The sequence below is a fragment of the Anabaena sp. AL93 genome (assembly GCF_001672085.1).
GTDB lineage: Bacteria > Cyanobacteriota > Cyanobacteriia > Cyanobacteriales > Nostocaceae > Dolichospermum > Dolichospermum heterosporum.
In genome coordinates, this window is sequence record NZ_LJOU01000008.1 from 36,097 (window position 1) to 59,572 (window position 23,476).

19 protein-coding genes are annotated in these 23,476 nt (G+C 40.0%); 11 read left to right on the forward strand and 8 right to left on the reverse strand.

The genetic code is table 11. From position 1 onward, the window contains the following. Positions 1–61: 61 nt before the first annotated feature. Positions 62–667 carry a TIGR02466 family protein gene (locus AN486_RS03420; protein WP_168636135.1) on the reverse strand — a complete coding sequence of 202 codons (606 nt, stop codon included), beginning with the start codon at positions 665–667 and terminating at the stop codon, positions 62–64. Between the two features lie 173 nt (positions 668–840). Here AN486_RS03420 and AN486_RS03425 point away from each other — a divergent pair, with 173 nt between their 5' ends. Together AN486_RS03425 and AN486_RS03430 are read left to right on the forward strand one after the other, a co-directional pair. Then, a complete protein-coding gene (locus AN486_RS03425; RefSeq protein WP_053538859.1) occupies positions 841–1,299 on the forward strand; it encodes a DUF4079 domain-containing protein in 459 nt (152 codons plus the stop codon). Between the two features lie 419 nt (positions 1,300–1,718). Further along, the gene (locus tag AN486_RS03430) at positions 1,719–1,961 is read left to right on the forward strand and encodes a hypothetical protein (protein WP_053538860.1); all 243 of its coding nucleotides are present in this window, start codon (positions 1,719–1,721) and stop codon (positions 1,959–1,961) included. A gap of 417 nt (positions 1,962–2,378) precedes the next feature. On the opposite strand, the gene AN486_RS03435 is transcribed toward AN486_RS03430, so the two are convergent. Together AN486_RS03435 and clpS are read right to left on the reverse strand one after the other, a co-directional pair. Further along, entirely contained in the window at positions 2,379–3,233 is an 855-nt protein-coding gene (locus AN486_RS03435; RefSeq protein WP_053538861.1) for a type II CAAX endopeptidase family protein, read from the reverse strand. 64 nt (positions 3,234–3,297) lie between these two features. Beyond that, a complete protein-coding gene (gene clpS / locus AN486_RS03440; RefSeq protein ID WP_027401430.1) occupies positions 3,298–3,579 on the reverse strand; it encodes an ATP-dependent Clp protease adapter ClpS in 282 nt (93 codons plus the stop codon). A gap of 272 nt (positions 3,580–3,851) precedes the next feature. Here clpS and AN486_RS03445 point away from each other — a divergent pair, with 272 nt between their 5' ends. Continuing rightward, positions 3,852–4,208, forward strand: a complete 357-nt coding sequence (locus AN486_RS03445; protein ID WP_199924416.1) for a hypothetical protein — start codon at positions 3,852–3,854, stop codon at positions 4,206–4,208. A gap of 75 nt (positions 4,209–4,283) precedes the next feature. On the opposite strand, the gene AN486_RS03450 is transcribed toward AN486_RS03445, so the two are convergent. Further along, positions 4,284–4,481: a hypothetical protein gene (locus tag AN486_RS03450; RefSeq protein WP_015078743.1), complete on the reverse strand. Its 198-nt coding sequence runs from the start codon at positions 4,479–4,481 to the stop codon at positions 4,284–4,286. A 653-nt stretch (positions 4,482–5,134) separates the two neighbouring features. On the opposite strand from AN486_RS03450, the gene AN486_RS03455 reads away from it, so the two are divergent. The 3 genes from AN486_RS03455 to AN486_RS03465 all read left to right on the forward strand — a co-directional run bounded on the left by AN486_RS03455 (position 5,135) and on the right by AN486_RS03465 (position 12,260). Then, positions 5,135–7,756: a TIGR03960 family B12-binding radical SAM protein gene (locus tag AN486_RS03455; RefSeq protein WP_290599302.1), complete on the forward strand. Its 2,622-nt coding sequence runs from the start codon at positions 5,135–5,137 to the stop codon at positions 7,754–7,756. A 1,538-nt stretch (positions 7,757–9,294) separates the two neighbouring features. After that, positions 9,295–11,463 (forward strand): Rne/Rng family ribonuclease, encoded by a 2,169-nt coding sequence (locus AN486_RS03460; RefSeq protein ID WP_053538863.1) that lies wholly within the window; start codon positions 9,295–9,297, stop codon positions 11,461–11,463. Positions 11,464–11,618: 155 nt separating this feature from the next. After that, entirely contained in the window at positions 11,619–12,260 is a 642-nt protein-coding gene (locus tag AN486_RS03465; RefSeq protein ID WP_053538864.1) for a ribonuclease HII, read from the forward strand. A gap of 79 nt (positions 12,261–12,339) precedes the next feature. Here AN486_RS03465 and AN486_RS03470 read toward each other — a convergent pair whose 3' ends face one another. Further along, the gene (locus tag AN486_RS03470; protein WP_053538865.1) at positions 12,340–12,951 is read right to left on the reverse strand and encodes a DUF1997 domain-containing protein; all 612 of its coding nucleotides are present in this window, start codon (positions 12,949–12,951) and stop codon (positions 12,340–12,342) included. A gap of 108 nt (positions 12,952–13,059) precedes the next feature. Here AN486_RS03470 and pheA point away from each other — a divergent pair, with 108 nt between their 5' ends. After that, a complete protein-coding gene (gene pheA / locus AN486_RS03475; protein ID WP_053538866.1) occupies positions 13,060–13,923 on the forward strand; it encodes a prephenate dehydratase in 864 nt (287 codons plus the stop codon). 114 nt (positions 13,924–14,037) lie between these two features. Continuing rightward, positions 14,038–14,775 carry a GDSL-type esterase/lipase family protein gene (locus AN486_RS03480; RefSeq protein ID WP_053538867.1) on the forward strand — a complete coding sequence of 246 codons (738 nt, stop codon included), beginning with the start codon at positions 14,038–14,040 and terminating at the stop codon, positions 14,773–14,775. Here AN486_RS03480 and AN486_RS03485 read toward each other — a convergent pair whose 3' ends face one another. The 3 genes from AN486_RS03485 to AN486_RS03495 form a co-directional block, all read right to left on the reverse strand. Beyond that, positions 14,776–15,981 (reverse strand): ABC transporter permease, encoded by a 1,206-nt coding sequence (locus AN486_RS03485; protein ID WP_027401440.1) that lies wholly within the window; start codon positions 15,979–15,981, stop codon positions 14,776–14,778. Positions 15,982–16,152: 171 nt separating this feature from the next. Continuing rightward, complete coding sequence (locus AN486_RS03490; protein ID WP_290599307.1) at positions 16,153–17,475, reverse strand: efflux RND transporter periplasmic adaptor subunit; 1,323 nt, start codon at positions 17,473–17,475, stop codon at positions 16,153–16,155. 97 nt (positions 17,476–17,572) lie between these two features. Beyond that, positions 17,573–19,384, reverse strand: coding sequence for an ABC transporter ATP-binding protein (locus tag AN486_RS03495; protein WP_290599309.1), 1,812 nt, complete (start codon positions 19,382–19,384; stop codon positions 17,573–17,575). A gap of 1,033 nt (positions 19,385–20,417) precedes the next feature. Here AN486_RS03495 and AN486_RS03500 point away from each other — a divergent pair. The 3 genes from AN486_RS03500 to AN486_RS03510 all read left to right on the forward strand — a co-directional run bounded on the left by AN486_RS03500 (position 20,418) and on the right by AN486_RS03510 (position 23,467). Continuing rightward, positions 20,418–20,765: a hypothetical protein gene (locus AN486_RS03500; protein ID WP_053538870.1), complete on the forward strand. Its 348-nt coding sequence runs from the start codon at positions 20,418–20,420 to the stop codon at positions 20,763–20,765. A gap of 191 nt (positions 20,766–20,956) precedes the next feature. Then, positions 20,957–22,111 (forward strand): TOMM precursor leader peptide-binding protein, encoded by a 1,155-nt coding sequence (locus AN486_RS03505; RefSeq protein ID WP_053538871.1) that lies wholly within the window; start codon positions 20,957–20,959, stop codon positions 22,109–22,111. Between the two features lie 18 nt (positions 22,112–22,129). Further along, on the forward strand, positions 22,130–23,467 hold the full coding sequence (locus tag AN486_RS03510; RefSeq protein ID WP_290599312.1) for a YcaO-like family protein: 1,338 nt from the start codon (positions 22,130–22,132) through the stop codon (positions 23,465–23,467). Positions 23,468–23,476 lie beyond the last annotated feature (9 nt).

Genomic DNA, 23,476 nt, shown 5'->3' on the forward strand with positions numbered 1-23,476 from the left:
ATGAATTGGCTATTTCTTAATTAAAAATCCTTCTAAAAGTTAATTTTTGATTAAGGCAAGATTATCTATTTATAGGTACTATGCCAATATTAAAACTAATACACACCCGATCTTCATTACTCGTATTCATTTCCACACCATGTAACAGCCAACTGGGAAATATTAACATTGTCCCTTCACGAGCTTTATAAGTGATTTTGGGGAAAGTCCAGAGATTAAACTCTATAGATGGTGGTACGATCATCTGTGAAGCTGGTCGCGGATCAGAGAAAAATATGCCACCACAATTTTCAGGAGTTTTCAGATAATAAACTCCACTTAAAATTGAGTTGGGATGATTATGTACAGAGTTGGAAGCAAGTTTACGATTAATAATTCCCCAACAAGTTGTAATTTTGAGACTAAATTTTTGTAAGTCCCATTGTAAAAATGTGGCAACTTCTAAGACATTTTGATTAATGATTTGTATCAGGTTGTCAAAACTATCCCTTTCATGCAACCTATCTGTACTATGCCATCCTAGTATATTTGACCACTTCTCACCCTGACTATCTCGACGTTCCTCTGCATAGATAGTTTGTAAGAGTGGAGGATTTAATTGTTGATAATTTTCTAGGGAAAAATGCCAAACAGACGTGGGAAACCAATCATTTCTAGAACCAGCCATAATTTTGATTTATGTTTATAGTAGGGAACAGGGAACAGGGAACAGGGAACAGAATTAAAAGTCTTTTGGTGGATTGTTTTTTAGGTAAATTCTGGATTTCATTCAAGTGCATACCGAAAAAAGCCTAAGTCCTGTTAAGCTCAATAGGTAACTTTCTGGAACTGAACTGTTTTATGCACCTACCTTCCTTTCTATGGTTATGGAAAATAGCCGCTTGGTCAATGGGATTATCTTTACTAGCCTATTTATTTTTAGCCATAACTGGTATTTGGATGTTACGGGTCAGAACAAACCCAGAATCTTTCGGTATTCTATTACCTTCGTATCGTCCGCAAGTGCGATCGCTCCATTATATAATCGGCATAACTATAGTTAGCCTAGTATTACTACTCCTAGCCGTTGGCATTGTTGGTACATTAGGACACTTCGGTTCACTAGGACACTCACCACATTTAGTCGCTGGTTTAATAGTCGTCATCTTAGTTTTAGTATCCGCTTTTAGTGCCACTCAAATTAGTACCATCAAACCTTGGGCTAGACCATTACATCTTGGGTGTAATTTCTGCTTATTATTAGGATTTGCTTGGGTATCTCTCAGTGGTTGGACTGTTGTGCAAAAGTATTTACCTTAATTCTCAGTTTCCACCATGCTTCTGTTATGGCTGGGAAATTGTGCAAACCATACACAAATAATTTATCCTGTCAATCCTGAAATCCTGTACTTCGACTCCGCTCAGTAACCGGATATCCTGATTCTGACAATTTTAACCCTTGACAAAATTCTCAGTTTCGATTACACTTATGTTACGAGTGGAAAAGTGTTCGCCCATATATAGGGTCTTTATTTATAAATGATTCATACTTTCAAGAATTTGGGTATCCTTTTGTCGCTTAAATGTCTGAATCAGGATATCCAGGATTTGAGGATTTTCAGGATGTGATGGAAAGATTGTTTTTGATGAAGTGGTGATTTTTTTAGTCTGAATCAGGATATCCAGGATTTGAGGATTTTCAGGATGTGATGGAAAGATTGTTTTATGCTCTTCTTTAGATGGTTAGTTTACAGCATTTTCGCAATTACCAATTACCCATCCTGAAAATCCTGGATATCCTGATTCAGACAAAATCATCTCCAAAATCTCAACAAACAACCATTAAACAACATCCTGAAAATCCTCAAATCCTGGATATCCTGATTCAGACAAAATCATCTCCAAAATCTCAACAAACAACCATTAAACAACATCCTGAAAAATCCCAAATTCCCACAAACAATCATCCAACAACATCCTGAAAATCCTCAAATCCTGGATATCCTGATTCAGACAAAATCATCTCCACAATCCCCACAAACAATCATTAAACAACATCCTGAAAATCCTCAAATCCTGGATATCCTGATTCAGACAAAATCATCTCCACAATCCCCACAAACAATCATTAAACAACATCCTGAAAAATCCCAAATTCCCACAAACAATCATCATAATTATATTGGTGGTTGAAAAGTCTATATATATGGGCGCACACTTCCCCACCCATAACATAAGGATAACTCAAGACTTGAGCTTTGTCAAGCCTAAATTGTCAGAATCAGGATGTCCAGGATTTGAGGATTGACAGGATAAATTTTAACCTCTTACCTTTGCGTCTTTGCGCCTTTGCGTGAGACTAAAATTCCTACCCTTAATCAGCAACGCTTTTTTCTGAATCAGGTTTTATGTTCAAATTCTATACTCTTCCCTGTCACCTGCTGTTTACTCCCTATCCACCAAGCCAAACCACCCATAAATAATACCCCCATAACTCCCTGTAAAGGATTATTATTCACACCAGTCACCCAGTCAGGAACTTGTCCCGAATATTTAGTTAATTGCCCGACATTAATGATATAATAACCCCAAACCAACCCACCATGTAAACCAATAGGTAAACCCAAACGTCCCCTTCTCCAACGTTTTCCCCATACCTGCGTTAAGCCCAACAACACCAAAGCCGGAAACTGGGGTAAAGTATGAATAATTGCCTCCAAAGGTTTAATAAAATGGGATACAGCAAATAAAATTGCATCTATCCAGAGAGCGATATTTAATTTATAATCTCGTTGTAACTCATCCAATAACCAACCCCGAAATAATAATTCTTCTGCAAAACCCACCCCAAAACCAACTAATAAACCTTCTAAAATTATTCTCCCTAAAAATACTTGTGGTTGTTGCCATATCAACCAACCCAGTACACCTTCTAAACCAAATAAAACTAAAACAGTAGTTAGTCCAATAGCCAACCCCTGCAACACATTCACCCCATTAAGACGCGTAAATTCTAAACCATAATGGCTGAATATTTTTGGTTGTTGATAAACTTGCTTACCCCAAATATTCAGCAGAAAAATAAACTCTACATATAATATCACCAGCGTCAAAATACTTTCTAAATTAGTATCTTTGACTAGCAAATAAATTGGTACAGCTAGGGGTAGCCATAAAAACAGTAAGGCCAGTATAAAACAAACTAGCCTCACAGGAACGGGGTATTGGGTAAGTTGAGTGAGATTAATTTTCATAAAGTTAGTCAATTATCATCAGTCAACAATATACTGCTAATGACCAATGACTAATGACCAAAAACTATTCTTCTGGTTCAATCGTACTACTTAAACCATGATTGTTGAGGGTTTCAGAATAGAACTCCGCGTGTTCTTGAGCGCAAGTAATAACCAAAGCTAACCCGTTATGGTGAGCTTCCATCATAATACTAACAGCTTGCGGTTGGGTAATGCTATTAACAGTAGTCATTAGCACTTGTACAACGTACTCCATCGGATTATAATCATCATTATGGAGCAAGACGCGATACTGAGGCGCAAGCTTGCGGGATGTAGAACGCTTCTCAATGGTTTCGACTGACACGGTTCTTTGCTCTTTTATCGTTGATTTACTAGAATATGTTCCTGTTAAGCAAATGCTGAACAGTTATTTACTTCTGCATTGCCGTATTTCCATCTTAAAATACCTTTGGCGTTGCTGAGAAGCTTTTCCTATGACATCATAGCACAAACACAAGAAATTTACATTAATAATTGGGACAGAAAAATTTTCCCTTATTTTCTATCTCATCACTGGCAACGGGAATTATTAAAATTAAGGAAACTGCCACACAGAAGTCAATACTCTAGATAGTTATGGATATCAGCCCAAAATTTCAACCAGGACAAATTGTATCCTTGGATTATAGCCATCAGCATCTTTATGCAGAAGTTATTGAAATCGTCGTTTCCCGACAATTGTGTTGGGTGCGTCCTTTACTGCTTGTGAACTCTAACTCAGAATTACCACTTGTAATTGATTTACAAGGTGTATCAGATTTGTTCTGGCCACTAGATTTGTTTAAACCGGCTTTAGATACAGAAGTTATTGCTTTTTTAGGGCAACTTTTTCCTAAAGAACTAAAATTTGAGCCTGATTTAGTAGCTAAACAACAATTTAATTTATTTATTCATCAACTGTGGCAAGCATATCAACAAGGACAAGAAACATAAAGAGACTTAATTGCATAGGTAATACTAGCAATACAGGATGTCAATACGCATTGTCAGTACCTTCCAGTATGAGTATTATCCCCAGGTAGGAACTAACTGTACCCGACCAGCATCCATCTCTGCCATTAGTAATTCTAAAGCTTCATAGTCAACATCAGAGATATGACCTAGCTTTGTTAATTCCGAGTTAATCTCATTTTCGATTTCTGGCGTTAGCTTGCGGATATGCAGGGCTTTTTCTACCAACTGACGAATCACGTATCGAGTTTTCATAACAAATAAACCAAATTGCAGTTACTAGTCATTATCTAAGACAATGCTCGGTATAAAAGGTGATTTATACCTCTCAACCCTGTGATTTAGATCACTACTAAATAATCAAGACCAGTTATTCTATAACTCTGTTTTTATCAATGACAAGGGTAAAAGTCAAGGTGGACAATCACAGAGAAATTTTCCTGGAACTACCTCCATTCACAGTTTCAGCAAGAGTAACTGCTATAGGGACAGATGATTAATCTGCATTCAGAAGGCATAAGTAGATTGTTTTTTAACTTGCTAAAAAAAAATGTATATATAATTACACTTTACCATTGACTTATGACAATCTTTAAATAAACCCAGTCAAGCTATAAAGATTGAGTAAAGAGACTTCAAACTTGTAGCCAAGTCAGAAAAAAAAGTTGATCTTTAAACAAGATGCAAATTTACACTTATAAAAGCTTAGACGATAATGTCAATATAATTCCTAAAATTTTGCGCCTTTGCTTCTGGAAGCCTCTGCACGTGACTCTTTCAGAGGAACTTCGTTAACGCGCAGCGTGTAGGCATAACCTAAATAAAATTATTGAACTCCAGTCAAAATCTCTAATTAATGCTAGTGTTGGGGTGGTTAGCTGTAATTTATGGTAGCTAGAAGATAGCAAGTGGCTGTTTTAGTTGAACAATTAATAACATCGGATATTTTAAAACCTGCCCGTTACCTGGGTAATGAGCGTTTAGCAGTCCATAAGCCTTGGGATACGGCAACAATCCGCTGGGTTTTGACCTATCCAGAAGTGTATGAGGTGGGGGCATCAAATTTAGGGCATATCATCTTATACAATATTTTGAATGCCCAGCCTCGCCAGTTATGCGATCGCGCTTATCTACCAGGAGCGGATTTAGCCGCCAAACTTCGCACCACGCAGACACCCCTGTTTGCAGTGGAATCTAAACGGTGGTTGACGGACTTCGATATTTTAGGCTTTAGTCTCAGTTACGAATTAGGATGCACCAATATTTTAGAAATGTTGGACTTAGCCGGAATCCCCGTGACTAGAGAAGAACGGTTACAGGGAAATTACCCGCTAATTTTTGCCGGTGGACAAACAGCAACCTCTAACCCCGAACCCTATACAGATTTCTTCGATTTCATGGTTTTGGGAGATGGTGAAGAACTACTTCCCGAAATTGGCTTGGTTTTAGAAGAAGGGAAAAAATCAGGCTTGAGTCGTCAAGAACTATTATTAGACTTGGCGCAAATTCCTGGTGTCTATGTGCCGCAGTTCTATGAGATGGGTGTAGGTGGGGCTGTATATCCCCTGCTTCCAGATGTACCCAAAAGAGTCCTCAGAAGAGTCGCCACACCCATTCCTGCCTATTCTATCGGCTTAGTTCCTTATGTAGAAACAGTACATGATCGCCTCACCATTGAAATTCGTCGCGGTTGTACTCGCGGTTGTCGGTTCTGTCAACCAGGAATGCTAACTAGACCAGCGAGGGATGTCGAACCGGAAAAAGTGGTAGAAGCTATAGAAAAGGGAATGCGGGAAACTGGTTACAATGAGTTTTCCCTCTTGTCTTTAAGTTGTTCAGATTATTTAGCCCTACCAGCGGTGGGGATGGAAATAAAAAATCGCTTAAAAAATGACAACATTTCCCTCACCTTACCTAGTCAAAGAGTAGATAGGTTTGATGAAAATATTGCCAATATCCTGGGAGGTACGCGCCAAGGTGGGTTAACCTTTGCCCCAGAAGCGGGTACACAAAGAATGCGGGATATTGTTAATAAGGGTTTGACAAATGAAGAGTTATTGCGGGGTGTAAAAACAGCGTGGTCACAAGGTTGGGATAAAATTAAGCTGTATTTTATGATTGGTTTACCCGGTGAAACAGATGCCGATGTGATTGGCATTGTGGAAACGGTAAGATGGTTAAAGCAAGAATGTTGGGAAAAGGGCAGAAGATCCTTAAACTTCACTTTGACCATTTCCAATTTTACCCCCAAACCCCATACTCCCTTTCAATGGCATTCAGTTTCCACAACTGAGTTTGCGAGAAAGCAAAACCTACTCAGAGAAGAATTTCGGGGAATGCGGAATGTGAAAGTAAATTTCACGGATTTTCGGATCTCGGCGATGGAAGACTTTATTGGTAGAGGCGATCGCACTCTGGGGAAAGTGTTACATCGGGCTTGGAAATTGGGTGCAGGCATGGATGCTTGGTTTGATAATGTAGATAAAGCCTTTACAGCTTGGGGAACAGCCATTACCGAAGCCGGTCTAGACTGGAAATACCGTCAAGTGGAAAATGGCGAATGGAATCTGTTTGCTGTCAGCAACAACGAACAAGAAACTCTATCACCTCTGGATACTCCCTTACCTTGGGATCATATTGATACTGGCATTGATAAAAAGTGGCTGCAACAAGACCTACAACGCGCTCTAGAAGCTGCAATTGTCCCTGACTGCTCTTTTGAAGGTTGTTCTCATTGTGGAGTCTGTGGCACTGATTTCGGTCATAATGTGGTTATGGCTGCACCACCCATTCCCAGCTTTGCCGGCGATTTTGTCCCCAACACCACCAAAGCCCAACGATTGCGAGTATGCTTTGGTAAACAAGGAAATATGGCTTTAGTCAGTCACTTAGATTTGATGCGTCTATTTGATCGAGTTATGCGCCGTGCTGGTTTACCCATCACCTTCACAGGTGGTTTTCATCCTGGACCGAGGATTGCTTTAGCCAGTGCTTTAAGTTTAGGTGCTACCAGTAGTGGAGAAATAGTTGATTTTGAGTTGACTGAACCAATTGATGTGGCAACTTTTCATACCCAATTGGTTAAACAACTACCTACTGACATTCCTGTGTATAATGTGGTAGAAATAGACATTAAGTCTCCCTCCGCTACCCAAAAGCTAGAAGCAGCCGAGTATTTACTCACATTGTCTACAGCCCAAAGCGAGGGACAATCGGCACAATGGCAAAACTGGATTGAGACTATTAAACATCAAGAGGAGATTTTATCGGCACATACAACCAAATCCGGTAAACAGCAATTAATAAATCTGCGCGATCGCCTGTGGGAGATAGAATTAATTTCAGTCTCTCACCAAGAATTGGACTCAATAGCCGTTGTGCGTTACTTGGGTAGCTGTCGTCCTGATGGAGTAATCTTGCGTCCTGAGCAAATCTTGTCTATGCTGGAAACAGTGGCAAATGTAGAATTTCACATCTTGCATATCCACCGCCAGCGTCTAGTAGTCTGTCAACCCGAAAATGACGGGTGAAGGCAAGCAGGGGGAGAAGAGAGGCAAGGGGGGGCAGGGGAGGGAAGAACAGAAGTTTTTTCCGCTCATTACCCGTCAAAATAAATTTGACGAACTTCTAGTTATTGGCTAACTTGCTAGTAGTTGTCAAAAATTAGAACATTGTAGGAATTGATTTTTGGCAAGGTTGCGTTAGAATGATGATCAAGAGAAATTTTCTGGCACTGCATTGAATGACTTGATTCACTACCTGCGATCATCACAGGAACGAAGGCAAAGATATACAGTAGATTGCAAATTAATGAGGTACAGGATCTAAATTCAAAGCCGGACAGCAAGCCAGTTTTACTCCTGACTCGGTGAATTCTGCTGTAAGAATGTCACTTCTAAGATTGTATCCCAGAGAAACTCTACTGCTGATTACAAATCACAAGAAATAACGAATGGCACGGAAGCCATTTGGCTTTAGACAATGGAGGAAGTGCCAACGGCGAATTTATTCGCAGTGACATGATAGAATTAATGAGCTAGTAGGAGTAACTATCAACGCAAAGAAGTGTTTTATTAAGGAGAAACCCCTGATTTATCTCGTCTCGGCATAGCCGTAGCCTGGGTAAACAAGCAATGGTGAAGCATGGAGCGTTTAACACTAAAAACTGATGGCATCGGAAAGCACTAAATCAATCTAAAAGTAAGCACAATTGCAATACCTGTCGTACTAGTAATTGTTTTGAGTGTCTAAGGGATACTTGACTGTCCCTTTTAAGCAAGTCTTAAAGAATCCGCGTGTCTTCAGACCGCAGAGTGTCAATAACAATAGCTTTCGTTAACTTCTCCATTGACCGATCCAAGTCCATCTCTTAAATAAGACTTGCTTTTATTGCGGGCTTTTAAGCAATTGCTATGAATGCAAGTGTGTTAAATTGTAAAAGTACAACACAAGTATTGACAGAGATTACAACCCTGCCATAATTCTTACAAGGATGACCACATGAGTTATCTGCACCTAGCTAGACTTTCTAGTAAAAACACGGATAGTGAATCCAGTGATTAAGGCAGATTTCCCTACATCGGCAGATGGTAAACCCAAAGAGATACCGTGTCTAGACGCAGAGGTTTTTTACCACGCGTGTGTTATGTCAGAAGTCAGGAGTCAGCGAGTCAGGAGTAAAACCCTGGTTGGGGATGAGTTTCATGATTAATTGATGTCCTAACTACCTTGTGTGTTGCTATATTTAGATATGGTCAGCTTTACTTAATGAATCTTAACTTTGAAACAGATATCTACGGATATCCAAAGTTTAAATAGCAGCGTATAGTAGGGGAAATCAGCCAAGGGCGGTTGATGGAAGTTCTTAAACTATATGCAGTTATCCAGGAATAATCCGGCGTGTAAACGCAATCACAGTATCACTAGCTCTTCATAACTTTGCAGAGCTACTCAAGTTGAAATTTTTTATTACTAGTAGCGTCTTGTAGCAGCGACCGTTAGGACAAGCGGGATAACAAAGAAATTCCTGGTAATTCCCAGCGGTGCTGCCAATTTTTGAGGAAATTGAATGCCAAAACAAATTATCATCGCGGAGCAGTATCAAATTGCTGCTGTATTTTCAGAAGATCAAATACAAGAACTAGTTGTAGCTACGGGTCATCACCAAATTGGTGATATCTATCTGGGTGTAGTAGAAAATGTATTACCTGGGATAGATGCGGCTTTTGTCAATATCGGCGATCCAGAACGCAACGGATTTATTCACGTCACTGATTTAGGTCCATTAAGGCTGAAACGTAGTGCAGCAGCAATCACAGAACTGTTGACACCACAACAAAAAACCTTAGTGCAGGTGATGAAAGAGCCAACCGGATCAAAAGGTCCCAGGCTCACAGGTAATATCACATTACCTGGACGTTATGTAGTGTTAATGCCCTATGGACGAGGGGTAAATTTATCGAGACGGATTAAAAGCGAAAGTGAACGTAACCGCCTCAGAGCTTTGGCTATTTTAGTGAAACCAGCAGGGATGGGGTTACTGGTACGCACAGAAGCAGAAGGTAAGCCAGAAGAAGCCATTATTGAAGATTTGGAAGTGCTGCAAAAGCAGTGGGAAATTGTCCAGCAAGAAGCAGTGACTTCCCGTGCGCCAGCTCTACTGAATCGTGATGATGACTTTATTCAGCGCGTTCTTAGAGATATGTATGGTAGTGATGTGAATCGCATAGTTGTTGATTCCAGCACTGGTTTAAAACGAGTGAAGCAGTATTTACAAAACTGGAGTGGTGGACAAACACCCCAAGGACTGTTAATTGATCATCACCGCGATCGCTCACCCATTTTAGAATATTTCCGCATCAATGCCGCTGTCCGTGAAGCCCTCAGACCGAGGGTAGATTTACCATCAGGCGGTTATGTGATCATCCAACCAACGGAAGCTTTAACAGTCATAGACGTGAACTCCGGTTCATTCACCCGTTCGGCAACTGCTAGAGAAACAGTGCTGTGGACAAACTGCGAAGCAGCAGCGGAAATTGCTCGTCAGTTACGGTTGCGGAACATTGCAGGTGTGATTGTGGTTGATTTCATTGATATGGAATCCCGACGTGATCAAATGCAAGTTTTAGAACACTTTAACAAAGCTCTTAAAGCTGATAAAGCCCGTCCCCAAATTGCCCAACTGACTGAACTAGGTTTGGTGGAACTTACTCGTAAGCGTCAAGGTCAAAACATTTATGAATTGTTTGGCGAAACTTGTCCTACTTGTGGCGGCTTAGGACATACCGTCAGATTACCTGGAGAACTAGAAAACCGTCTGCCTATCCCGGCTGCGGACATCCCAGAGCGATTTGTACCCATGCCTCAAAGGGAATCTCGTCCACCTGCACCCACTACTCGCATACCTGATATCGGTAGTGTGCCACAAGTGACACCAAAAGATGTCTATGATGGCTTTGGTGATGGATTTGAAACTGAACCGGAATTTAGTTCTCTGCATCTGATCAATCATCCTAGTTACCAAGAATTAAATGATAAGCGTCGTACCCGGACCCGCCGTAGCCGCATTAGTGTGAATGGTGGTAACGGTAAGGATGAATCCCGCTTACCTAGTAATCCTCTAGCTTTTGTTAATGATCCAGATTTAGACTTAGAAGAACCTGAATTACCAATACCAGAAATCTCTCCCCCAACTATTAATAAATCAGGTTGGACGGAAAGACCAGAACGGACAAAGGTAAAATTAGACCCGATTAAGGTAGAACCACCAGAGGTGATTACGGTGGAAATGTCAGCAAAGGAACAGGATACTTATGCTGAAATGGGAATTTCTCCTTTACTCAAGTTAGATCGGGAGGGAAAAAATCCTAGATCGGTGATTATCAATGTTGTGCAACCAGGACAATCACCTATTGAAGAATCTGAAGTTGTTCCTGAACCAATTGTTACTGAAAAAACACTTCCTGAAGTTGTCGCTATTAAACTACCGACATCAAAATTTGAGATAGAAGAAGATTCATCCTTTCCACCATTAGTAATATTTCCAGAATTGACAGAAATTCTTGGAGAAAAAGCAACTAAAGCTGAAGGAAAAATAGAACCTGAGAAAGAAACTAAAGTTGAAGAAAAAACGGAAATTGAAAAAGAAATAGAATCTGATAGTAATAGTAGTTCTATTCCTAATCGTCGTCGTCGTCGTCGTTCATCAGCCTTAGATACAGATGGTTTTGGACTGTGATTTTCATGATTTGTGTGATTTTTGTGATTGATTAATTAATTGATTAATTAATTGATTGATTAATGAATCAATCAGGTAAATCAAATCAATGAGATAAATCATAGTTCCGATTAATCATCTACATCAAATAAATCAAACAAATCATAGTTTAGACAATGGCAGACATTAAACCTGCATCCTGGGATAATTCGAGTTGGTTAGAGTTTTCTACTTACTCAAATATGCAGGGTGCAGTTGGGGGTGTAGATGAGGTAGGTAGGGGCGCTTTATTTGGTCCTGTGGTAGCGGCGGCAGTTATATTACCAGTAGACGCTTTATCAATACTGATGTTAGATAACATTAAGGATAGTAAAAAGTTGTCTAGTTCTCGGAGAACTAAACTGGCTCAAAAAATTGCCACGTTGGCTGTAGATTGGAGAATTGGTTATGCTACAACGAAGGAAATAGATGAGTTGAATATTTTACAGGCGACTCTTTTGGCTATGAAGCGGGCTGTTTTGAAGTTGCGGGTAAAGCCGGAACTGTTTTTGATTGATGGTAATCAGTTGGTGAAGAATTTGCCAATACCTCAAGAAACAGTTGTCAAAGGTGATGAGCGATCGCTTAATATTGCCGCAGCTAGTATCATGGCAAAGGTTTGGCGTGATGATTTGCTGCAACGGTTAGCGTTAAAATATTCCCTGTATGATCTAGAAAAAAATAAAGGTTATGGAAGTCCGCGTCATTTACTCGCACTTCAAAAATACGGACCTTCATCTTTACATCGTCGCTCTTTTCGTCCCTGCCAAATAATTTGAGATTTGAGATTTTGGATTTGAGATTTTGGATTTCCAGTTTTTGAGAACAATTGCCAAATTTGCCTTATTTTTCCATAAACTACTCAAAATTTAAACTTGGTAATATGGCTTGCGCCACACTACCGCTATCAGTGATGTTATGATCAGTTTCGTTATTTTGAGTTTGTGAGATTACCCAATGACGATAATCTGCTAAGAGGTGATGTAACAATCTTTGCTTAATTGTTAGTAATACACTTTTGAGCAATCCATTCCCTGTAGTTTCTAAAATTGATTTGGGTGTAAAGGAAAATGGTTGCGGTATGTCTACTAAAACTTCCAAATCAGCTTTCCCTTGCAAGTAAGTTTCACCATTGAGTTGAACTGGTGACAAATAGCCTTTTAAATTCAGTGCAAACCTTTCGTTAATATACTCAAAACCCAATATCTCACAACCGAGCGATCGCAAATAAACTGTACCGCTGGCATCTGCCCAGACTCTCATGTCTACAGTCGGCTGAATACTCAGTGACATAAAAGACAGAGGACGCATTTTTAATCGAAAACCTTCTTCAGAAAGTTGTTGAATTCTTGTATTATCAGCTAAGGCATTGACTAAACGTTGAGGCTGCCGCAGGTAGTGTTGAATAGGAATAGATTGCTTAGGAAGGGAAATTTCCACCGATTGAGAGGCAATAAACTTAGTAACCATGAGCAAATTAAACCATTTGTTTTTTAATTGTAATATTTTTTAACAATTTGAATTGCCAAAAATCTAACTTTTAATTTATTATTCATCAAATTCGCCAAATTTAACAGCATGAACCAGAAAATCGCTCATTTAGGTCCGCCAGGAACTTATGCCGAACAAGCGGCTTTTTTTTATCTCAACTGGTTAAAAGCCCATTCGGATATTAATTCTCAAAGAAGCTTTGAATTATGTCCATATTCTACCATTGCTCAGTCCCTACAAGCAATCGCCGATAAACGAGCAGCCATAGCTGTTGTTCCGGTGGAAAATTCTATTGAGGGTAGTGTCAACATGACAATGGATAGCTTATGGCAATTAGGAAATTTAAAAATTCAATTAGCTTTAGTTTTACCAATCCAACATACATTAATTTCCTATGCCACAAGTTTAGATAATATTAAAACTGTCTATTCTCATCCTCAAGCGTTAGCGCAATGTCAAGAATGGATATCACAGTTCTTGCCAAATGTCAATTTAATTCCCCGAAATTCAACCACTGAAGCACTACAGGGATTAGAAGAAGAGGTCACTACAGCAGCTATATCTTCTAGTCGGGCGGCACAATTGTATAATTTACCTATTCTTGCCAGAGGGATTAATGATTATCCAGAAAACTGCACTCGGTTTTGGGTAGTAAGCAGGGAAGAAAATCATCCCGTTGATTGTACTCATACATCTTTAGCCTTTAGCGTGCCAGCCAATGTACCAGGTGCATTAATGAAAGTATTGTCAGTATTTGCTCATTTGGGTATTAATCTGAGTCGGATTGAATCGCGTCCGACAAAACGTTCTTTAGGGGAATATTTATTCTATTTGGATATTGAAGCAGATGTAAATGCACAAATTATGAAATCTGCTTTGGAAGAGTTGCGAAATTATACGGAAATTTTGAAAATTTTTGGTAGTTATAGTGTGTTACCAATTAATTTATAATTGGGGAAATGCAAAAAATCAATGATTGGGCGCAGGCCCTGCGCCCCTACTTTGTGGTAATAGTGTAAAAATATATAGAATATTCTGGAAATATCCATTACATTACTTTTTGAAATGCCAAGTTTTCCGACTTCTACCTTAATGCAAATATCTGTAGCGCCAAAACTTTGTCAACCTTTAAAGATTGTCGCCTTGGGGGATAGCCTAGTATATGGATACGGTGATCCAGAGAAAGGCGGTTGGGTGGAACAATTGCGACGGTGGTGGATGTTACCGGACAGTGTGGGTCATGTGCTTTATAATTTGGGGGTAAGGGGCGATCGCACACAACAAATATGCCAACGTTTAGAAGCAGAATTTCGTCACCGGGGAGAAATCCGCAATCGTGTTCCTGACTTGATTATTTTGTCTGTGGGTGTTAACGATACACCTCGGTTAAGAAGTCCTAACGGCAGAAATTACACAGATTTTAGTCAGTTTGAATCAGAAATCGCTACATTGCTGGATCAATCTCAAAAACTCTGCCCCGTGCTGTTTGTGGGGATGGTTCCCGTAGACGAAAGCAAAATGCCCTTCCTTGATTGTTTATTCTATAATCATGCCGACCAATACCGCTACAAAGAAGCAACACGACAAGCTTGTGAACAAAGACAAATTCCCTATTTAGATATTTTTGATCAATGGATGCAGCGGAGTCAAGGATGGAGAAGCGATCGCCTCACCAGTGACGGACTGCACCCCAACACACTGGGTTATCAGGACTTGTTAGAAGCCGTACTCAACTGGAAAGAATTATCCCAATATCATTGTCAAGCTGATTATCGGGCAGAATTACAGCAGGAGTTAAGATAATCAGCCACTTCTGAGGGCGACAATGGGGTCTAACATAGCAGCTTGTCGGGCGGGAAAGACACCGAAAACTAAGCCTATGCTACCAGATATTGTCACAGCCACAGCGATCGCATATAGAGGAAATTGAGGAGTTAAAGGCGTGAAAAATGCCAAGGGGATAGTTCCCCCAACTCCTAAAATTATCCCCAGCAAACAGCCAGAAAGAGAGAGAATAATTGCCTCAATTAAAAACTGCGCTAAAATATCATTCTGAGTTGCCCCAACTGCCTTGCGTAAACCAATTTCTTGAGTGCGTTCAGTCACAGAAACTAACATAATATTCATAATACCAATTCCACCTACTAACAAAGAAATGGCAGCAATTAAAGCTAATAATAAAGATAAAATACTAGTCACCTGAACTACCAATTCTTGAAACTTTTTATTTGCGAAAACAGCCACATCTTTTTTACCATGTAGTCGAGCCAGAATATTAGTAATTTGAAAACCTGCCGCGCGAACACTATCTCTATTTTTGGCAGTCACTAAAATATAACTGAGAGGAATATCAGATATTGATCTACGTCCAACTAATCTATTAGCAAATGTTGTCAGTGGGACAATTGCAGTTTGATCCAAATTCTCCCCAGCAAATGCACCCTTTGATTGCAATAAACCAATAACTTGAAACGAGATATTATTAATCATCACTTCTTGTCCCACAGGATTTTCATCACCGAACAACTTGCGGCTAGTTTCTGCACCCAAAACAGTGACTTGAGCCTGTTGTTGCTGTTGTTTTTGATTAAACATTCTACCAGTGGCAAGAACAAGATTTTGCACAGCGAGCAAATCAGACGTAGTTCCTTTAACAGTTGTGGATGTTAATTTATTATTAAAGCTAATTGGCATTTTCTGCTCATCTATAGGAGCAACTTTGCTAACACTAGGAACTTGAGCTTTAATTGCTTCTGCGTCTGATAACACCAATTGGGCATCAGGAAATTTCATGCCTTCATCATCTTCAAAATTACTATATACCGTGAGTTGATTTGCGCCAAAAGCCTCAAGTTTGCCCAATACAAGATTTTGTGCGCCCTGTCCAATCCCAATCATACTAATAACAGAAGCATTGCCAATAATTATTCCCAGCATAGTTAGTCCGCTACGGAGTTTATTAGCAGCGAGAGTTGCAAAAGCCATGTTCACACTTTCTAGCAAATTCATAATTTAAAACGATAAAAAGATAAATTTCTTCTGCTGACTCCTTACACCAAGAAACCTGCAAATAAAAAACACCCAACCACCTAAAGCAAAAAATTTCTTAAACTCTCATTCCTCCGTGTTCTCTGTGTCTCTGTGGTTCGTTTATTTAAGTATTTTTTTAATTAGAAATCCCTAAGATCCCATAGGACGATCAACACCATCAATTAATTGATTAGCTGGTGGTTGGATAAAAACCCGTTCACCCTCAGAAAGTCCGCCCAAAATTTGCGTTTTATCACCAGAAGTAATTCCTACCTGTATCGGATGAAATTTGGCTTGATTATCCTTGTCTGGTAACAATACACCCACTTGCCCCTCTTTACCAGAAACCACAGCAGCCGAAGGAACTACCAAAGCATTGCGAATGTCATTTACTAGAAAAGTTAACTTCACATTTAGCCCTACCTTGAGTTTATCTTGACCCGTTGCCAAAGCAATCTTGACTCGCATAAATGTGACATTTTCTTCCTTAACTCCTCTGGGGGCAATCAAACGGACTTTCCCTTGAAAAACTTGATCAGGAAAAGCATCAAGGCGAATTTCTACAGGCTGATTTTTCTGAATCTGCGCCATATTTACTTCGGGAACTTTAGCTTCTATTTCCAAACCACTGGATAATTCAGCAATGGAGGCGCTAGTTCCCCCTTCATTAGTAGAAACAGAAGTATTTGGAGTTACAAAGTCCCCCGCTTGGGCAAAACGCCGGGTGATTAAGCCAGCGAAAGGAGCGCGAATGAAAGTATTTTCTAACTGATTTTCGTAAAATTGTAATTGGGCAGTTGCTTGAGCTACTTCAGCACCAGCTTTGGTAATTTCCTCAGTTTGATAACCGGAAAGTAGTTTTTTCAGTTGTTGTTGGGCAGATATCAGACTAAATTTAGCTTGTTCTAAGTTATCTTTAGCACTCTTTTCTTCATTTAAAGCCGCATCTAGTTCATCACGGGAGATTGCTCCTTGAGATACAGGATATTGCCTACGCTTAACTCGTTGAGAGGCTAATACCAAGCGAGATTCAGCTTCCCGGACTTGGGCTGTATACTTACGTACATCAGCTTGAGCGATCGCAATTTCTTCTGGTCTATAACCCTTACGCTTTTCTTGTAATTCGGCTTTTGCCTTCCATAACAGCGCTCGATACTGATTCACCTGGGCTTGAAAGGCTTGACGCTCCATTTCTGCGATTAATTGTCCTTTTTGGACAGAACTACCTTCATCTACATAGAGTTTGGCAATTCGACCGGCTTCTCTTGGGCTAATGTTAATTTTGCGAACTGGTTGCACGACTCCATTGGTTTTGATTTTAATGTTTAAGTTGCTGGTAGTCACAGGGACTGTTAAATCTGTAATATCTTTTTTGCTGGGTTGATACCAATGGCTGAAGTAAGCAATACCCATTCCAGATAAACCAAATGCAGTCAGCCCAATGAGCCAAGGAATCGGATTTTTGATGTTCATGACTGATGGAATAACGAACCACAGAGGCGCAGAGGACACAGAGAAATGAGAGTGGAAGATGATTTCTGCGTAAGTCCTAGAATTAAGTTTTTTTGTATTACACTCCGTACTGTTCTACCTGCATATTCCAGAGGGCGGTATATTCGCCTCCCAGTTGTAAAAGTTCTTGGTGAGTGCCATCTTCAATTAAATGACCATCTTTGAGGACTAAGATGCGGTCAGCCATTCGCACTGAGGCTAATCTGTGGGTAATCAGGATGGTAGTTTTCCCTTCCGCTAGTTCCACAAAGCGTAGGTAAAAATCACACTCGCTGCGGGGGTCTAGTGCTGCGGTAGGCTCATCTAGAAGGAGTAGTTGGGCTTCTTGGCGGACAAAGGCACGAGCTAGAGCTAATTTTTGCCACTGTCCTCCAGAAAGTTCTGTACCGCCAAACTGTTTACCCAATTGTGTATCTTCTCCACTGGGAAAATCATCCACTAGTTTGACGATATCGGCTTTTTCTACTGCATATCTGAGAATTTCTCGATTTTCTAGGGCGGCTAGGTTTCCTAATGCGATATTTTCTCCCAGGGTGAGCGAGTAATGTCCAAAGTCTTGGAAAACCCCCGCAATTTGCTGCCGCCACTGCTCTAAGTTCAAATCTCTCAGGTCTATACCATCAACGATAATCCGTCCTGTGGTGGGGTCGTAGAGCCTGGTTAATAGCTTAACTAGAGTGGTTTTACCTGCGCCATTTTCTCCAACTATGGCTACTGTTTGTCCTGGGTAAAGGGTAAAGGAAATATCCTTGAGTGCTAATCTACCATCTGGGTAGTGAAAATCAACTTGATCAAAGGTAATACCTGCACGAATCGGAGTGGGGATTTTTTCTCCAGGTATGTTCAATACCATTGGGGTGGGACTGTCGAGAAAGTTGAAAAACTGCTGCATATAGATAATATTCTCGAATAAATCCAACCAATGACTGACAAATCTTTCTAAATTATTCTGGAAGTAAGTTAATGATTGTACGAATAAAAGGACACTTCCTGGGCTTAACTGTCCTCTAAAAGCTTGCTTGACTACCCAATAGAAAGAAAATCCGTTTCCTAATGTACTGAGAATAGCTAAACTAGATGACCAAAATGCTTGTTTACCTCGCAGATGACGCATAGATTGATGTAAAGATTGAAATGCTTGCCCGTAAAGCTGCATAAAAAATGTACCTAGCTGAAACAACCTGATTTCTTTGGCATAGGTATCAGTGAGCATTACTGTCGTGTAATACTGCATTTTCCGAGATTGGGGACTGTTTTCAAATAAAGTGATCCAAATCTCTCTACCATATTGGGAAGAAACTACGATCTGGGGTATAGTGGCGATCGCAATTACCAATGGTATCCAAACAGCCAGGGGAATTAATAGCCCAATTACCACGATTAAAGTAATCAATGAGCGGCTTAATTCCACCAAATTTTCAACTAAGTTTAAGGGTTTATAGCTAACTTGTTGTTGAAGAATTTGTAACTCATCATAAAATTCAGGATCTTCAAATCGGCTCAAGTCCGAAAAACTATCAGCTTTTCGCATTAATAATAAACTAATGTGAGCCGCTAATTTATCATTGAGATTTCCTTGAAGTGCCAATATCCAAGGATAGAGAAGGTTTTCTAATAGCAAAGCTCCCACCCATGCTGCTACTAAAAGCCACAAAATTGAATCATCTAATGCTTTACCAGTTGTTAAGGCTGTAGCGACAGTATCTACCACTAGTTTGGTAATCCAAACACTAACCCCAGGAAGAAACCCTTGCAATAAGGTTACAGCAATCAAAAACACCATTTCTTGAGGTGCTGCTGTCCATAACAAGGGTAAGGAACGCCATAAAACTCTACTATAATCTTCCACCCAAACTCTTAAATCACTCATTAATTAACCCTGATTTTTTTTATAAGCTGTTAGATAATTCCCTGATTTCCAAAAGTTTGATATTTTCTAAGTAATAACTAGATTTATTACTTGGGAGAGATTCTTCAAAAATAAAATATGCAGTGATCAAATTTCATCCCTTTTAGTGCGTAGTTTGAAACCCTTGTAGAGACGTTCCATGGAACGTCTCTACAATCTTTACCGGAGAAGTTTAATCATTTACTAGCAAATTTATCAGAGATTTTTCGGATTTTGCTGTCTATTAACTTAATATCTTACTTTTGAAAATTTTTGTTCTCCACTTCTTAAGGATGAATATTTTAAAATTTTTCAACTGTATGCTGTCTGACAATCTTACTAAAGGAGTAACTATAAAGAAATAGAACTACGCTTTTAAATCAGCTAAGTAGGTTAGCATTGAAAATTGTCGTTATGGGAAGGCAAGAGGCAATCATGCAAGAGTGAAGAAGCTTTGGGCGATTTTACTTTTCTTTACACACTTTGATTTTATTGTGTTCACCTACCTATGAGCATTATTTTAAATTGGCTTTAACTACAAAATTACTTTGAATTATAAGAATTTGATTCATCATTAGCACAATTTTATAAATTGAGCCTGAATCTATTAAGAGATAAAATAATACTACTCAAGAAAGAAGAAAATTGTCTAGAAAAAGATATTCTTGTAGAAGTTGGATAAGCAAATGAAGACATAATTGGCAATTCTGACAAGAGCAATTTTCCTAAAAGACAAGGTTTTACGAAATATAAATCTCATCTGATACTTCCCCGCATTGATTATAAATTGGTTTTGCTCTTTTGTGGACTAGTGAAATCTTAAGAATGAGTCTTCATGCTTTTTAACTATATCTGTATCGGGATAATAGTTAGGCATTAGTGATTGCTTGATTTTTTGATTATTCTTCAAACTTGTGAATACTGAATGACTCAAAAAATCATCACAGCTTTTCATAAACTCAAATACAGATGTGCAAACAGGTTATTGAATTCAATTTAAAAGGAGTAAGTGACAATGCTGGCAGAAAAAACACTGAATCAACCAACAATAGAAATGCGTTTGGTAGATCAAGCCGACAAATTAGAGAAACTTCTGTTGTCTGAGGAGGAAATAGCAACTTTAGAAAAATTAGCAATGTCGGGAGTATTTGACTCTGAAACCACCCAAAGATGGTTTGCTCATTGCGGTGGCTGTGGTGGATGCGGTGGATGTGGTAGACCTTGTGGTGGATGTGGTAGACCTTGTGGTGGATGTGGTAGACCTTGCGGTGGTTGTGGTAGACCTTGTGGTGGTTGTGGAGGATGTCATGCAACAGTATCAAGTGTGTTGGAAGACACTGATGAACTTGGATTTGGATACTAACTAAACCTAGAGATAGAACAGCAATTCAGTAATTCAAGAAACCGAGTTTTTTGAGTTTAGATACCCAACATCTGGCTGAAAAAGCGTAATAAAAACCCTGTTTTTTCTCAATATTTTTTGTTAGCAAAAACAGGGTTTTTAATTCTTTTAATTGCTATTGATAGCAGGATTCAATTTTTGCAATAAAGTCTATGAAATTAAATGATGGTAAGCGGCTCCGGCTACTAGAACACGTTGTCATTAATGTAATGCCGGCAGATTGCAGTGGCGAAGAAAGTATGATATTTAATACGACACGGCGAACCCTGAGAGTACAGGGTCACGCTTTGCATAATGTAGAAAAAATTGTTTTACCTTTACTAGACGGCTCTCGCACAATAGGAGAAATCCGCGATGCTATTGGCGAACAATTGACCGATTCTTCTCTAAATCAATGTTTAGAGTTTTTGATGGACAATCGCCTAGTGGAAGAGTCTTTGGAAAATCCAGATGATTTAGATAGTCGTGCTTATTTACTGCCTCAAATTAGTCTTTATCATGAATTAGGCTTTAACCAAAAAGATGCTCGGAAACACTTAGCTAATGCCAGGATTGCTGTTTTTGGACTGGGAGGTTCGGGACTGATAGCAGCAATTAATCTGGCTACTGCTGGTATTGGTTTTGTCCGTTTGTGCGATGATGCCTGTATCCTGCCGTCGGATTCCTTGATGATGTCAGGCTCAGTATTGAATAAAATTGGTGCTTTTCGGGGTGTGGAAGCGGCTCGACAAATTGAAGCCATTGGTGGAGTTACTCAAACTGAGATTGTTACAGATAATTTAAATGACGATACAACCATCAATCCTTTGTTGGCGGATGTTGATCTAGTGATTGTTGCTACTGATGCCGTATCTGTAAATCTAGCCTATCGTCTAAATAGACTATGCCTGAAGATGCAGCGCCCATTGCTACCGGGTGGGGCGGCTGGGATTGAGGGAAATGTCGGTCCACTGGTTTTTGCCAAGGATGGACCCTGTTATCTATGCTATCGGATGCGGTCTATGGCTTGTTCTAAGTTTCCAGAGGCGGAATTGGCGGTTGAACAGTTGCTCAACCGGGAACGGCGTTCTCAACCACGACTACGGGAAAATTTACCAATAGGTCAGATGTTGGTGGGAAGTTATATGGCTCTTGATGCGGTGAAGATGATGCTCGGTCTACCTATGGCTACTGACGGAAAATTACTACATATAGACTTACTTGGTACAAAGCTGACTCACAATGTTGTTCTCAAGAAACCAGGTTGTCCCCATTGTTCACCAAAGAAAGGGAATAGGGAACAGGGAACAGGGAACGGAAAAAGATAGGAGATAGGAGAGAACACAGTGAATACAGCGATTTCGCAGAGCGCAGTACCAGGGGCGATCGCCAGTCCCCGCTGGCAAGATTTAGTCAGCCCCCATACTGGCATTATTCGATCCTTAGATAGATTCACCAAGCCTTATACAGAGTTCGATTTCCCGGTTTTGTGGCAAGCCGAATTAGCAAATTTCCAGCTTCGCAAACAGCAGGATGATTTACGCTACGGTGTCGGCAGAGGCATGACGGATGAACAAGCCATTTTTGGGGCTGTGGGCGAAGCTATAGAAAGATACTGCGGTGGTATTGTTGATCATCGGCAACTGACTGTTAGTAACTATGAAGAATTAGGTAATCGTGCCGTTTCTCCTGCGGTTTTTTCCCCTTTTTCTGACCAACAATACTCTGATCCAAATTTTCCTTTCCCAGCCTTTGAGCCAACAACGCAGACTTCATGGATCAATGCCCTTTCTTTATCTATTAACCAACAGGTTTTAATTCCAGCGTTTTTAGTTTATTTAGACTGGGATGGCAACCAACCAGGAGATCATATTTTACCTGTCACTACTAACGGTATGGCTAGTGGACCATCTTGGGAGTTTGCAGCCTACAGGGGTTTGTGCGAATTAATTGAACGCGATGCTTTCATCATTACTTGGTTAAATCGTCTCCCCGCTCCGCGCATCTATTTTGACCACCTGCCAGGAATTGAGACGGAAATTGCCCGCCACTATGCCCGCTTTGGCATTGAGTTAGTTGTCTTCCAGTTGATTACTGATATTCAAGTCCCAGTTTTCATGGCTATGTTAATTGACCGTTCGGGCAAAGGTCCCGCTGTTTCCACTGGTATGGGATGTCATCTTGATGGAGCAACGGCTTTTCACAAGGCAGTTTTTGAAGTTTGTCAGGCTCGCTTTGGCGACATAGAACGGATGAAAACTGGTGCTGGGGCTAATCTTCATCAATATAGTGATGTTCAGAATTTGGATGATCACAGCGCTTTTTTCTATACAACGGCTCGGTTGAGTGAGTTGGATTTCCTGTTTCATCATCATCAATCCTGCCAAGTTGAATATTTACCAACTTACGAATCTGCATCAGAAGCGGAGAATTTGCAATCAGTAGTTGCCAAGTTGAATTCAGTGGGTGTTGAACCTTATGTCGTGGAAATTACCGCCCCTGATATCGCCTCTCTTGGTTTCCGAGTCGTGCGGACTTTAGCCAGTGAATTAGTTCCTATCTATTTTGGTTATGGACAAGAGCCACTGGGAACTCGACGGTTGTTTGCAGTCCCAGAAAGGTTAGGTTATGGTGTCCGACGTACCAAAAATGACTTGAATCCCTGCCCACATCCGATGGCTTAAAACGAGGAA

Coding starts and splice junctions, on each gene's coding strand:
- AN486_RS03460 (WP_053538863.1), top strand. CDS start 9,295: ATGCCAAAACAAATTATCATCGCGGAGCAGTATCAAATTGCTGCTGTA.
- AN486_RS03500 (WP_053538870.1), top strand. CDS start 20,418: ATGCTGGCAGAAAAAACACTGAATCAACCAACAATAGAAATGCGTTTG.
- AN486_RS03495 (WP_290599309.1), bottom strand. CDS start 19,384: ATGAGTGATTTAAGAGTTTGGGTGGAAGATTATAGTAGAGTTTTATGG.
- AN486_RS03445 (WP_199924416.1), top strand. CDS start 3,852: ATGGATATCAGCCCAAAATTTCAACCAGGACAAATTGTATCCTTGGAT.
- pheA (WP_053538866.1), top strand. CDS start 13,060: ATGAACCAGAAAATCGCTCATTTAGGTCCGCCAGGAACTTATGCCGAA.
- AN486_RS03480 (WP_053538867.1), top strand. CDS start 14,038: ATGCCAAGTTTTCCGACTTCTACCTTAATGCAAATATCTGTAGCGCCA.
- AN486_RS03435 (WP_053538861.1), bottom strand. CDS start 3,233: ATGAAAATTAATCTCACTCAACTTACCCAATACCCCGTTCCTGTGAGG.
- AN486_RS03485 (WP_027401440.1), bottom strand. CDS start 15,981: ATGAATTTGCTAGAAAGTGTGAACATGGCTTTTGCAACTCTCGCTGCT.
- AN486_RS03465 (WP_053538864.1), top strand. CDS start 11,619: ATGGCAGACATTAAACCTGCATCCTGGGATAATTCGAGTTGGTTAGAG.
- AN486_RS03470 (WP_053538865.1), bottom strand. CDS start 12,951: ATGGTTACTAAGTTTATTGCCTCTCAATCGGTGGAAATTTCCCTTCCT.
- AN486_RS03505 (WP_053538871.1), top strand. CDS start 20,957: ATGAAATTAAATGATGGTAAGCGGCTCCGGCTACTAGAACACGTTGTC.
- AN486_RS03430 (WP_053538860.1), top strand. CDS start 1,719: ATGGTTAGTTTACAGCATTTTCGCAATTACCAATTACCCATCCTGAAA.
- AN486_RS03490 (WP_290599307.1), bottom strand. CDS start 17,475: ATGAACATCAAAAATCCGATTCCTTGGCTCATTGGGCTGACTGCATTT.
- AN486_RS03420 (WP_168636135.1), bottom strand. CDS start 667: ATGGCTGGTTCTAGAAATGATTGGTTTCCCACGTCTGTTTGGCATTTT.
- AN486_RS03450 (WP_015078743.1), bottom strand. CDS start 4,481: ATGAAAACTCGATACGTGATTCGTCAGTTGGTAGAAAAAGCCCTGCAT.
- AN486_RS03425 (WP_053538859.1), top strand. CDS start 841: ATGCACCTACCTTCCTTTCTATGGTTATGGAAAATAGCCGCTTGGTCA.